The sequence below is a fragment of the Paenibacillus lupini genome, assembly GCF_011761355.1.
GTDB classification, from domain to species: Bacteria; Bacillota; Bacilli; order Paenibacillales; family Paenibacillaceae; genus Pristimantibacillus; species Pristimantibacillus lupini.
In genome coordinates, this window is record NZ_JAASRW010000004.1 from 70,322 (window position 1) to 83,178 (window position 12,857).

Genomic DNA, 12,857 nt, shown 5'->3' on the forward strand with positions numbered 1-12,857 from the left:
GGGGCATAATTATGGGAATAAAGCCAGCGTTTGCGGACCGGATAACTGACCGGGTCATCATTGTCATTATGCTTGTGCTTATTATTGTTACAGCGTATCCGCTCCTGTATGTCATTCTGGCGTCCATATCGGATGGAGCCAAAATGATGGCACATTCAGGGATATTGCTCGCGCCTTACGGCTTTCATCTGGATGCGTATGTGAAGGTACTGAATAATCCAGGCATCTGGCGCGGTTATTTCAATACCTTTACGATCGTTGCGGCATCGCTGCTCGTGAACATGAGCGTTACATCATTAACGGCGTATGTGTTATCGCGCAAAGGCGTGTTCTGGAACAAGACGTTTATCGGGATCATTTTGTTTACGATGTTTTTTAACGGTGGATTGATTCCGTTCTATCTTGTTGTCAAAGGAACCGGCTTAATGAATTCGTTATGGTCCCTCATTATTCCGTTCTCTATTAATACGTTTAATCTCATTATTATGCGTACGGCATTTATGGCTGTTCCGGACAGTCTTGAGGAATCGGCGACAATAGATGGTGCAAATCACCTAACGATTTTCTGGCGTATCGTGCTGCCCCTTTCTAGGCCAACGCTTGCCGTCATGGCGTTCTATTACATGGTGGAGAAATGGAATGCATGGTTCTATGCGTCCTTGTTCCTCAAAGACCGCGATTTGTTCCCGCTGCAGCTGGTGCTCCGGGAGATTCTAATCAGCAACTCCACCGACAGTTTACTGGGTTCGGTGGATCTGGTCAGCGCAGTTGAGCTTAGCGAATCTATCAAATATGCAACGATTGTTGTGGCGACCATTCCAATCCTATGTGTATTTCCGTTCATACAAAGGTATTTCGTTAAAGGTGTCATGATTGGCGCCGTAAAAGGCTAGAAGAGAAGGGGAGCTGAGCAGATGAGTGCATTATGGTTGGAGCAAGCCTGGCAGAAGGCAGCTTCCAGACTGGATAGAACCCATGAGCGAATCGGGGCCTCTTACCCGCATTCGACCTTTGATGGGCTATACGATGACCGTGATCCGGAATGCTGGACGAACGGCTTTTGGCCAGGGATTCTGTGGCATCTCTACCGGGAGACTGGTGAGGAGAAGTACCGGGCAACCGCCGAGCAGGTGGAAAAGATGCTGGATAAACCACTTCATGAATACGAGAAGCTTCATCATGATAACGGATTTTTGTGGAGCTTATCGGCAGTGGCGAGCTACAAGACAACGGGGAATCCGATGTCCAGACGGCGCGGGCTTATTGCGGCGAGTCATTTGGCAAGCCGGTTTAACGTGAAGGGACCGTTCATTCGGGCTTGGGTGGACCAAGACAGCGAAGGCAAAGCGATTATCGACTGCATGATGAATCTAGGGCTGCTCTATTGGGCAAGCGGGGAAACCAAGGATCCTCGCTATACACATCTTGCGCTGGCGCATGCGGATATGGCGCTGCAGCATTTTGTGCGGCCGGACGGCTCTGTCCATCATATTGTACGTTTTGATCCAAGCACAGGCGAACGTGTTGAAGCACTGGGCGGGCAGGGCTATAGCCCGGATTCCGCTTGGTCCCGCGGTACGGCTTGGGCGATATACGGCTTTGCGCTTACTTACCGATATACGAAGCAGGCAAGGTTCCTGTTTGCCGCAATGGCAGTAGCAGACTTCTTTATGAAGCATCTGCCGGAAGATTTGGTACCGCCATGGGATTTTCGTGCGCCGAAGGAGACGATTGGCATTAAGGATTCCAGTGCAGCGGCTATTGCGGCAAGTGGCATGCTGGAGATTGCTAATAGTCTCGGCGAATCATCGGAAGGGACGGAGTATTTAGGAGATGCGGAAAGAATTCTGCGCTCACTTTATGAGAACTATACGCCGGACAATCCTGACGAAGAAGGGTTGCTATTGAAAGCAACGGGCAGTGTGCCGCATAACGCAGAGATTGAGGTGCCGATTATTTACGGCGATTATTTCTATGTCGAAGCTTTGCTCAAGCTAAAAGGGCATAAAGAGTTGTACTGGTAACAGCGGAAAAGGGGCCGTCCCAAAGTCATTAAAATGACAATGGGACGACCCCTTTTTCCTATTTATTATTTCATTACAAGGTAGGATTAACGTTGAAGTTCCACTGCATAGGTTCACCTATGTCTGTGTTAGCTTCTCCATCCAAGTGAACAAGCTGAACGGTCATCAGGTAGCTGCCTTCGGCAGCGAATGTGCTGTTTAATGAAAGATCGATGCCTTCGCCTGCCAAATCTCGTTCAACAACCGTACCAGCACCAGTTTGCGACAGCCTTAGAAGTGTGGAGCCATCAGAATTGGTTTCAATGATGACGATATCACCCTCCTGAGGCTCTTCTTCAGAACCATGCGGACTAGCAATGATTCGGAGGACCTGTCCTGCTACGGGCTGATTATCAGGGCCAGTGAACGTGATCCGATAGCCAACTTCAGTATCATCGGCAAGACCATAAACATGAGATTGGAACTTCCATAATCCTTCTACATTCTGATCGAAATTAACGTTCTCATAATCGTAATCGAATACTGCATCTGGAGTAACAGTGAGTGTCCGGGTGAAGCTGCCCAGTACAACAGGATCTTGTTCTGTTACTTTAAGCAGCTCTGTTTTCTCCGTATATTGGCCAGGATCCATTAATTTCGCGGAGTAGCTGATCACGCTGTTGTCCTGATCTTGCAGTTCGGCCAGCGTGTAGTTCTCATCAGATGATTTACGTAAAATAAAGATTCCTGCGAAGTTGGATTCGACCATCGATTCATTAAACTTTACAGGGATCCCGGTAACTGGTTGGCCATCCTTCTCAATTGTAACCTTAACCTGTACTTCCGTATCTAGATCAATATTCTCTGTTTCAAAATAGAGTGATTGGAAGTAATTATAGCTGCCTGCTCGAATTTCAGTAGAAGCATCTTCACTATAAACAATTTCAGCCTTTGGCGTCTTCACTGGAGGATCCGGTTTCACGACTGGCTTCGATGGAGAAGGTGGTGTTGGTACAGGCGGTGATTCGCTAGTGACCAATTTGCCATCCTTCTGCAAGCTTTTCTCCAGCGCAGCTTGCTGCTGAGCTATCAGGAACGCAGATTGCTGCATCTCAGACAACATCTTGAGCAAAGCTTCTTCTGCTTGTTTTTGTGCATCCTCCATAGCCTTCTTGCTTGCTGCTTCCAACTCTTTTCTTTTTTCTTCGAAGGAATTCAGCTTAGAACCAAGCTGAGCCTGCAGCTGCTCAAGCAGCTTCTGTTGCTGTTCTTGCATCGCTTTTCTTTCGTCTTCTAGACGCTTGAGCTCTTGCTGTTTCTGTTCCTGCGATGCAGTGAATAATCCGCCGGCAGTCTTATCCAGTGGTTTTACGTTATCCAGGTCCAGCTTCTTGTTTTGATCTTCCAGCTTCTTATTTAACTCCTCAATGATTTTGTCTAATACTTCTTGTTCCAGCTTCTTGTTATCTAACGCCTCTTTTGCAATATTACCAATCAGTTGATCTAAGTTTTTCTGTACCTTATCCAGATCATCCTGAGTCTTCAAGTTCGGGAGATTGGGGTCAGCAGGGGTGGTGCCCCCGGAAGATAAGTTCTTCTTTGCTTTTTCTAAGAATTCATTGTTTTCTTTATCAATATCTGCCTTGTTCTTAATGATCTCTGAAATAACATCTGGTGATGCGCTTTGTATCAAATCATCCAGATCAATATAATCAACCGTTTCATTAAGTGGAGCCTCGGAGTTCTCCCCAAGTGTAATCTGCTGCGAAGGGTAGATCGTCGTTTGGCCGCCGCTTGAGCTTCCATTCGTTGAAGGCTCTTTTGTCATAGTTGTAGATACGTCTACCTTACCGCTGGCAAGTACTAATTTCATCTGTCCTGTCGAAGGAACATAAGAAGTAATGAATTGAGTACCGCGTACGGTGTTGGTCATCTGACCAGTCTGGATTTCAAACCGATCTTCGGAATGAGTTAAGTCCGCAACATGAGAGTACACATGCCCGGCTACTAAAGCAAGACGTGTGGTCAGAATACCTTCACCTATACCGCGTAATTCAGTCGCAGCGAGAATGGTGTTTGAGCCTACTGTAAGCTCATCGCCTTTATCTAATGTACGAAGCTGGGCTGTCGCGTTTGCTCCAGTTGACAGAACCGCGCCTTCCCCAAGCTTCATGCCAATATAGGCATCTACGCTCAAAGTGCCGCCAAAGCTCACCTTCGATTCGCCACGAAGAGCTGTAATCTCCATAAACCGTGCGGTAGGGCCGATTACTGCGGCCGAACTAGGAGAGGAAGGATGCTTAAGATCTCGGATAATGACCAGCTTATCGCTGCTTATCCATTGCACATCCTTATTCATGATTTCTGCCAAAAGGCGAAGCGATGCAATGACACGGCCTTTTAAGACATAAGGAGCAACATCTGTAGTCAAAGTGAGTGTTGGGCTTCCCGCCGTCTCGATTATTACGTTACGCTTACCTGGGGTCAGCCATATGGTCTGGTTGCCCTTTTTCAGTTGTATTCTTCCATTATCGCTTGGAGCTAGGGTGAAGCCAATGAGCTTGCCCATTGCACGTATTGGCAGCATGACTCTTCCTTGCTTTACCTGTGGAGCAACGTCCGTTGTAAGCAGTTGATCGCCGTATACTACAGCAATTGAACCTTTCTTCCACTCAACAGGAGGGGTATAGCTTGTCCATTCTCGTATAGCAGAGTTGTTGGTATCTGCAATCAGCAGCTTCCCATCTTGTACAAGGGTTACATCCGTTGGTGTATTATATCGGGACTCACTCTCTATTCCGTCCGTGAAACTCCCTTCACCGTTCAAGGAACCCGTAATTGTTGTTACTTGTCCATCCTTCAGCTTGCGAACTACATGATTGAGCGAATCGGCAATAACCAATCCTGTCTCCTCAGACCACGAAAGTCCCCGCGGCGAGTGGAAGCGTGCCTCTGCAGCGTCACCATCTGCAAATCCATAGTCTGCATAAAGAGCTCCTGCCTGATAGGCTGAAACGGAAGGCTCCGCTCCTGCTGCAGTTGTTACTGTTCCTTTGGCAAAATTAATATAACGAATCACCTGATTACCGGAATCGCTTACATATAAATTGCCTTTTGAATCAAGTGCCAGTCCCGCTGGTTCATTAAACTGCGCATCTGCCAGAGAGCCGTTCTTATAACTTCCTGCGAAAGCAGCTACACCAGAACGCAGCTCAACCGTACGCGTAGAGACAGTGCCGATTGTAGTCACTTGTCCTTGTGGAGTAATGCGGCGAATGACATGGTTTAGGGTGTCAGCTACATAAAGCGTTCCATCTGCTGCAGTTGCGACATCCTGCGGGTGATTGAAGGAGGCTGCTTCGCCCGTGCCGTCCTTGAATCCCTGTACTCCTGAACCCGCTATCGTCGTCACATTTCCTGCAGTATCTATTTTGCGAATAGCACTATTGCCTGCATCGGCTACAAAAACATCTCCCGCTGCATTAACCGCAAGTCCAGTGGGCTGGTTGAAGAACGCAAGCTTCGCTTGTCCATCCAATAAACCTCCAGTAGGAAGCCCGTTATCTGCACGCTTATAAGACAGAGATGCACCGGCATAAATTTCACTATGGCCATCTGCGATCCGTCTAATGACATGATTAGCCGTATCCGCTGCAAGAATGGAGCCGTCTTTAAGCTGTACAATCCCGCTTGGCTGACGATAAGACTCCTGGAGCTCCGCAAGCGTTATCCGATCGGGCCCTCCAGCAATCGTCAATGTTTCGCCAAGCGGCAGTCCGTTCTTATTTACCCGATCAGCAGCAGAAGCCGCTTGAGCAAAAGTTGCTCCTCCCAGCACATTCCCTATTAATAGAATAATTATAGCGATAAATCCAAGCTGCCTGCCTTTAAACACGAATATCCCCCCAGCGCTAAAATATGAAAATAGTTTACCATAAATTACTAGAGTTAACGCGCTTTACTATTAATATCGTTTGTTTTGTGCAATTGGCCATAGATATTGGGCTCCATAATTCAAAAACCCGGAAACTCGCATGCTGCGAGGCTCCGGGTTTTTTCATTTTACTCAACCTTCAAAATTCAATTTCTCCCTGATGAGAAGGGCTGCCCCAGTTGCGACGGCATCCTCTCTGAGAGCTCCCTTGGAGAAGAGAGGTGTGTACTCCGGGTAGTAATAGGTATTCTGAAGAGCAGTTTCAATAGCTGTTTGATAGAACTGTTCATGAGAACTGATCAAGGTCCCGCCTAAAATGATGGTTTCGGGATGAAAGGTGTTAATCAGATTGGCTAATCCAATACCAAGATGCTTTGCTGCTGTTAAAAACAGCTCAAGCACATGCGAATTGCCATAAGATAACTCTCTTAATAATTCGTCGTACGGAATAACTTCTGATCCGCCGCGGTACGTGGATTTCATTCCTTCTTCTTTTAATCTCTCATCGGTCAGGGCTTGCTTCTCAAGCGCTAGGAGAGAGGCAAAAGCTTCAAGAGCGCCGCTATTGCCATTTTCCTGCAGTCTTGGTCCATCCGCTTGTATAATCATTTGACCAATGGACCCTTCCATATCAACAGAACCATGAATGATACGTCCGTGAGACATCATGGCAGAGCGCAGACTGACGCCAACGTGTACATAGAGCATATGCTGCAGCTTTTCCTGGCGTAAAGCCCAGTGCTCCCCAATAAGCGCCGTATTAGCCCCGTTATCCAAAGAAGCTGGAATGCCGCATGCATCCTCAATCATTTGGCAAATAGGAACATTAATCCAGCCTTGAGCACGGAAGTGCATTGGCTTTAAGATCACACCTCCGGTTCGGTCGAGTGGGCCAACTGCGCCGATGCCAATTCCGATAATTTGCTTGTGTGATAAATCATGATCCTTGAGCAACGCGTTGATCTGCTGAGCCGTATGTGTGACGAACCTTTCGGGTGTCATGTCCTCGTCCATCCGCCATCTGACAAATGACTTTGCATTCATCTGCATATCGAATAAGCCAAGTGAAGAGTAAAACCGTGATATCTCAATGCCAATGATATAGCCATAATCCGGATTAATCTCGAATAATATCGGTTTTCTGCCGCCAGTGGAAGAGCCCCGGCCAGATTCTCTAATGATCCCATCAGTTGCTAACTCTTCCAGCAAACGATTCATGGAACTAGTCTTGATCGAGAAGAACGATAAAAGATTGGCTTTCGAAACAATGCCTTGATTGGCGATATATTGATAAAGCATTTTTTTGGACGTTGCTTTAGCGTGAGGAGTTTCCATTTCATTATCCCAACTTAACCTATTGAATTTGATAGATTCTATATAGCCATCTTAGCTTAAGCCATAACGAGTTACAACTGATAATGTAGGCATTTTGCAAGATAAGAACAACCAATGATGATCATAAAAACGTTTGATAATGAAAATTAGGCGAACTTTCTTCCAAATTGGAAAAAAGCATGTATAATGAGGTTAGTGATGGTGGTACGGCTAGGGGGAAATACAATGGTAAACGAAAAAATGTTGATGTTAGTCCGGATGTTTTTGGTATTCCTACGAATTGGTCCATCTACGTTTGGCGGCGGTTACGCAATGATTCCGGTTATTGAAAAAGAAATTGTTACGAAGCGGGGCTGGTTACCGCAGTCCGAAATGGGGAACTTGGTTACGATCGCGGGATCGGCTCCAGGCGGAGTCGGTATTAATGCTGCTGCTTTTATTGGATATCGGGTAGGAGGTATTCCTGGCGCCGTTGCGGCTGTAGTGGGAATAACGATGCCAACGTTCATCATTGTCTGTGTGCTGAGTCTGTTCTATTCGGTATTTGAGCATCAAGTGAAGGTGGCTGCAGCTCTAAAAGGAATACATGGCGCTGTTATCGCCTTAATTATTCTTGCTGCTTATAGGATGGCAAAAACCGCTTTGTTTGATTGGACCACGAAAGCTGTTTTTGCTGCCGCGCTTTTGCTCTTGCTGTTTACCTCTGTGGACCAGATAATTGTTATGTTAGGTGGAATCGGGATTGGAATTGTAGCTGTAGTAGCCAAAGAAAGACGAGGTCATAAAGCAAAGACCGAAAAGAGTGAAGAGACAAAGGATGCTCTTGGGCTTAGCTACCCTGAATACTATATTTAAGTAATGGAGGGATTCGTAATGGCATCCCTGTTTGAAATGTTTATTGTTTTTATCAAAATCGGGGTTGTTTCTTTTGGCGGTGGTTATTCTGTCCTCTCCTTAATGGAGAAAGAGACGAGCGCTCATAGTTGGCTTGCGGACGGAAAGTTTCAGGAACTTGTCTCTGTTGCAGGGACGGCGCCAGGGCCGATTGCAACCAATGCAGCTACACTCATCGGATACGAAGCGAATGGCCTTAGTGGCGCGATAGCGGCAACCCTCGGCATTGTATTGCCATCGCTGCTCATTATCATCCTTGTTGCTGCGATAAGCTTCAGATTATTTGATAATAAAATTGTAAAGTCATCTCTCTACGGACTTCGCCCTGTAATTACAGGAGTAATTGCATATTCGGCCATACATTTTGGGTTCTTATCCCATCAATCATCTCTTTTGACTTGGCAGACGGTGGCGACCTTAATTATTAGTGCAGGAGCATTACTTGCAGTCATCAAATATAAATTGCACCCTATAATGGTGATTCTCGCTTCCGGAGTTGCTGGAATTGTATTATTTTAAAAATTAGAAATGGCTGTTCCCGATGTTGGGGCAGCCATTTGTCATGTAGACAGGAATAAATTTTTGCAACCTTCCAAGTATTGGGATCGTATGGAGGATATATCATTACTTAAGGAGTGAAATATTTATGAGTGAAAAAGGTTGTATCAAATGCGGCAGCCAGGATGCAAGGACAAAAGAAGTAGCAATGACCGGTACAGGTCTATCCAAAATGTTTGATATTCAGCACAATCAATTTCTTGTTGTATACTGCGCAAACTGCGGGTATTCTGAATTCTACAATAAAGAAGCGTCGGCGGGCTCGAACATTCTTGATTTCTTTTTCGGTTGAGAGGTTAGCGGGCAATGGAGGACAACATGGATAAGGTACTACAAGATATTGCAGACTGGATAAGCGGTGAAGATCGAAGAATCATTATTGGGATTTCAGGTCACGGTGCCTCTGGGAAAACGACATTTGCTCACAATCTTATGAAGCTTCTGGGGCAAACTGCCGTGAATTATATCAATACCGATCCCTATATTATCGGCTCTCATCTAAGGAAGTACGCTTTTATCGACTACGAATATAACAATGAACATTATCATGATAAAATGACGGCTTGCCATCCTGATGCTCATCAGCATTTCGCTTTAGAGAGAGACATTCATTTGATAAGAGACGGACTGGATCTCTATACAATTGGAACGAATTTTACCAAGAGCACGTTAATATCCTCACAAAACAAGATAAACATTGTGGAGGGTATGAGCGTTGCTTTTACCGATCCTAATCTGTACGATCTAAAAATTTACTTATATACGGATGGTGAAACGGAGCTGGCACGAAGGGGCATACGCGATGTTTCTGAAAGAGGAACAGATATGAGCTATCTAAGGAAATCTCATGCACAGCGTAGAGCTCAATATGATTTATTTATGCATCCTTATCATCAGAATTTCGATATTGTGATAAAAAATTCGAATGAAGATTATATCCTTGAGAATATAAATAAAGGTTAAATACGAGCAAGGAAGAGAGGAGGGCCGTCACATGGAAACGTTCGGAAGAGGGTGTCTCTGGCTCATTCTTGGCGCTGTAGGCTTGCTGGTGCTCGCCTTTATTACCCAGAGTTCTATTCATATTCCTTGGTTCATATTTATCCTAATTGTGATTCTTGTCTTTTGGATGGCTTCAAAGAAAAGTAAAAAATAAATCAGCAGTACTTATGCAGGGAGCCAATCCGTTAATGGATTGGCTCCCTTTGTTCTCGGTTGTATAGGTGTACAAGCTTTCCAATTAAGCTGTTTACTTTTTCCATGACTTGGTATATGATCGAGTTAATAAATGAATGAACGGTTCATTCATTAAAAGGAGAGCTGACAATGGAAACGAAGAGCTGGTCAGTAAAAGGTAAATACGTCATCATTACGGGGGCAACTAGTGGAATTGGTCTAGCTGCGGCAAAAGAGCTTGCGAAGCGAGGAGCTATTTTGGGCATTATCGCTCGCAACCCGGCGAAAGCGGAGGCGACAGTAGCGGCATTGAAGGCGGTGGCTGGGGATGATGCCAAGGTGGATGTTTTTCATGCCGACATGACTTCGCAGCAGTCCATTCACGATGTGGCGAAGGTCATTGAGAACAGCTGGCCGAGGCTGGATGTTCTGATTAATAATGCAGGCGCAATGTTCGTTAAATATCTGACTACCGAAGATGGGATCGAGATGACGTGGGCGGTCAACCATCTGGCTCCTTTCCTGCTGACTAAGCTGCTGATGAACAAGTTAGAGGAAAGTGGCAATGGGCGCATTATCACAACCGCCTCCCATGGGCACAAGATGGCTAGAAACGGTATCGGATTCGATGACCTGAACGGCCGTAAAAACTATCGTTTTCCACATCTACTGATGGGTGGTCCTAATTACCGTTATGGCGAAACCAAGCTTGCTAATATCATGTTCACGGCAGAATTAGGAAGGCGTTTGGAGGGTACCGGTGTTTCTGCAGCCTGCTTCGACCCAGGACTCGTGGCGACGAATTTCAATCAGGACAACGGTGCTTTGGCCCGCATGACGATGTCGGTCATGAAGCGGTTTTCGCGCACACCGGAGAAAGGGGCCGAGACATTGGTATGGCTCGCAGACTCTGATGAAATGTCTTTATCAAGCGGGTCTTATTACAAAGATATGCAGCGCATCGTTCCTTCCAATCAGGCACAGGCTCCGGTCGCTGCGAAACGGTTATGGGAAATGAGTGAGAATCAATTATAATATTGGTATAAAGAAGCCGATCGGAAAGGAAGAAACGTTAATGAAGCAAGTACAAGATCAGAAGGCAGAAGCTGCAGCTGATGACCGAAGAGAACGTATTAAGAAAGCAGCTTTGAAAGTATTCGCTAAGCGGGGGCTGCAGGCCACAAAGATGAGTATGATCGCGGAAGAAGCCGGCGTCAGTCAAGGATTGTCTTACCGGTATTTCAGCTCTAAAGAAGAGCTCTTCTCGATCCTTGTGCAAGAAGCACTCGACGAAGCGGAGACATCCTTGGCGGATGTCTCGCTGATGCCGGGTTCGCCAAAGGAGCGATTAAGAGCATTCACGCTGACTATGCTGGATGAAAGCCATAAGAGCTACTTCATGCTTCTGCGATACGCACAAATCGAGGAAGATGTGCCGGAGCAGACGAAGCAAATCTTGGCGAGCCATTCACCTGATCGGACAATCGGGCAGCTGGTTCCGTTGTTCCAGCAAGGACAGCAGGCCGGCGAGTTCAGCGACGGTCAGCCGGATAAGCTGCTGTTCTTTTACTTTTCTGTTATAACCGGCCTGATGTTACAGGATGTCCCCGGTATCTATGGCGATTGGCAGAGAGATGTGGATCGGTTAATGAAGCTGATTTTGAAGTGAAAGGTAGGTTATCTTGAATAACATGATCAAGAAAAGATATTATGTTGCCTTTCTAATTCTGCTATGTCTTGGATTTTCAATGAAGTATATGAATAAGTATCATATTGATAATGACTATGCAACCATTCAATCAAGTTTGAAAGATGAGCTAAATAGAGGTTCAGTGGATAAACTGAACCCTAAACTAATAGAGACTGTACGATTAGGAGAGTCTAGTTCCTACATTGCTTTATTTCAGCTCGAAAATAATGAAATAGGCTATTCGCAAATGATTAAAGGGTTAAACGGAAAGTTTAAGTTTGAACGAGCAGGACATGGCACTAATATAGTATCCTATGAAGACATACATACCAATAAAGGTAACTATGGGATATTGGTTGGTCACAATCCCGGTCAAAAAATCAATCATATTTCAGCAAAGCTAATTAATGAAGAATTCGAGTTTAACGCAGATGTTTCTAGTGATCGAATATTCGTGAAGGACGAGAAGCTGCCGAGTAATTTGAAAGAGATATTCCCTGCTGAGTTAACTTTTTATGATGAGAATAATAGAGTTATTCATGCAGCTGATCTCATGTGATCGGCTGCTTTTATTTACGAGAGCTCTGACAGGATTGCCCTCATGCGGACCGGTATTTCAACTCGCAGCTCGCCCCAGGTAACGAAGGCCTCCGGATTCCATTCGTGAGGGATGTAGTCGAATGAAGGCTTGAAGCTGAACGTACGAAGATACTTCTCTGCCAGTTGGTCGATATTTTCTCCTGACTTGAATTGCCCGCTGAACAAGACATTCTCCAGCACACCGTCAACGCCAGCGTCCTCTTGACAGCAAGATTCTACATTAGGGAGTATGCGAAATAACTCAGACAAAGGCGACAGGGCATGCTTGCCAGGTTGGACAAACAGATTAACGCGTTGGTCCTCTGACAAATTGCTGCGATCGCGCAGGAGGCCAAGCAGATAACGACCATGGAAGCTGGCTTCACAAGAAGCGATGTTACCCTCATGATCGATATAGATCCAAACATGCTCTAAATCGTATACATGCTGGATGTCATAATCCCAATACAGCGCATATTCGATGACCATTTGAATTTTTTCTTTATCCACCACAATATTTCGGTTGAAGGAGGGAGAAGGAGCGGAGGTCTCGAATACCGTAATACCGGCTCGAACGAGTTGAAAAGGTTCCAATCGGTCCATATGCAGCGTAGGGGCATAATGAAGTGCGAGTTCCTGTATCGTCTGTTTATTGGTCAAAGGCATGATTACGATTCACCTCGAATGT

General features: G+C 45.7%; 13 protein-coding genes. 10 read left to right on the forward strand and 3 right to left on the reverse strand.

The genetic code is table 11. From position 1 onward, the window contains the following. Nucleotides 1-11: 11 nt before the first annotated feature. On the forward strand, nucleotides 12-893 hold the full coding sequence (locus FHS17_RS13760) for a carbohydrate ABC transporter permease (RefSeq protein WP_167278995.1): 882 nt from the start codon (nucleotides 12-14) through the stop codon (nucleotides 891-893). A 21-nt stretch (nucleotides 894-914) separates the two neighbouring features. Next, complete coding sequence (locus FHS17_RS13765) at nucleotides 915-2,024, forward strand: glycoside hydrolase family 88 protein (protein WP_167278996.1); 1,110 nt, start codon at nucleotides 915-917, stop codon at nucleotides 2,022-2,024. Between the two features lie 73 nt (nucleotides 2,025-2,097). Here the strand turns inward: FHS17_RS13765 and FHS17_RS13770 are convergent, their stop codons facing one another. Next, nucleotides 2,098-5,898, reverse strand: coding sequence for a stalk domain-containing protein (locus FHS17_RS13770; protein WP_167278997.1), 3,801 nt, complete (start codon nucleotides 5,896-5,898; stop codon nucleotides 2,098-2,100). A 171-nt stretch (nucleotides 5,899-6,069) separates the two neighbouring features. After that, nucleotides 6,070-7,272 carry an ROK family protein gene (locus FHS17_RS13775; protein WP_167278998.1) on the reverse strand — a complete coding sequence of 401 codons (1,203 nt, stop codon included), beginning with the start codon at nucleotides 7,270-7,272 and terminating at the stop codon, nucleotides 6,070-6,072. 225 nt (nucleotides 7,273-7,497) lie between these two features. On the opposite strand from FHS17_RS13775, the gene FHS17_RS13780 reads away from it, so the two are divergent. The 8 genes from FHS17_RS13780 (at nucleotide 7,498) to FHS17_RS13815 (ending at nucleotide 12,149) form a co-directional block, all read left to right on the forward strand. Beyond that, on the forward strand, nucleotides 7,498-8,127 hold the full coding sequence (locus tag FHS17_RS13780) for a chromate transporter (protein WP_167278999.1): 630 nt from the start codon (nucleotides 7,498-7,500) through the stop codon (nucleotides 8,125-8,127). An 18-nt stretch (nucleotides 8,128-8,145) separates the two neighbouring features. Continuing rightward, nucleotides 8,146-8,685, forward strand: coding sequence for a chromate transporter (locus FHS17_RS13785; RefSeq protein WP_167279000.1), 540 nt, complete (start codon nucleotides 8,146-8,148; stop codon nucleotides 8,683-8,685). A gap of 127 nt (nucleotides 8,686-8,812) precedes the next feature. Beyond that, on the forward strand, nucleotides 8,813-9,016 hold the full coding sequence (locus FHS17_RS13790) for a zinc ribbon domain-containing protein (RefSeq protein ID WP_167279001.1): 204 nt from the start codon (nucleotides 8,813-8,815) through the stop codon (nucleotides 9,014-9,016). 26 nt (nucleotides 9,017-9,042) lie between these two features. Beyond that, the gene (locus tag FHS17_RS13795) at nucleotides 9,043-9,687 is read left to right on the forward strand and encodes a uridine kinase family protein (protein ID WP_167279002.1); all 645 of its coding nucleotides are present in this window, start codon (nucleotides 9,043-9,045) and stop codon (nucleotides 9,685-9,687) included. Between the two features lie 31 nt (nucleotides 9,688-9,718). Continuing rightward, the gene (locus tag FHS17_RS13800; RefSeq protein ID WP_167279003.1) at nucleotides 9,719-9,880 is read left to right on the forward strand and encodes a hypothetical protein; all 162 of its coding nucleotides are present in this window, start codon (nucleotides 9,719-9,721) and stop codon (nucleotides 9,878-9,880) included. Between the two features lie 170 nt (nucleotides 9,881-10,050). Then, nucleotides 10,051-10,935 (forward strand): SDR family oxidoreductase, encoded by an 885-nt coding sequence (locus tag FHS17_RS13805; protein WP_167279004.1) that lies wholly within the window; start codon nucleotides 10,051-10,053, stop codon nucleotides 10,933-10,935. 40 nt (nucleotides 10,936-10,975) lie between these two features. Further along, nucleotides 10,976-11,569, forward strand: coding sequence for a TetR/AcrR family transcriptional regulator (locus FHS17_RS13810; protein WP_167279005.1), 594 nt, complete (start codon nucleotides 10,976-10,978; stop codon nucleotides 11,567-11,569). A 22-nt stretch (nucleotides 11,570-11,591) separates the two neighbouring features. Further along, nucleotides 11,592-12,149, forward strand: coding sequence for a hypothetical protein (locus FHS17_RS13815; RefSeq protein ID WP_167279006.1), 558 nt, complete (start codon nucleotides 11,592-11,594; stop codon nucleotides 12,147-12,149). Nucleotides 12,150-12,163: 14 nt separating this feature from the next. Here FHS17_RS13815 and FHS17_RS13820 read toward each other — a convergent pair whose 3' ends face one another. Then, nucleotides 12,164-12,835 (reverse strand): hypothetical protein, encoded by a 672-nt coding sequence (locus FHS17_RS13820; RefSeq protein ID WP_167279007.1) that lies wholly within the window; start codon nucleotides 12,833-12,835, stop codon nucleotides 12,164-12,166. Nucleotides 12,836-12,857 lie beyond the last annotated feature (22 nt).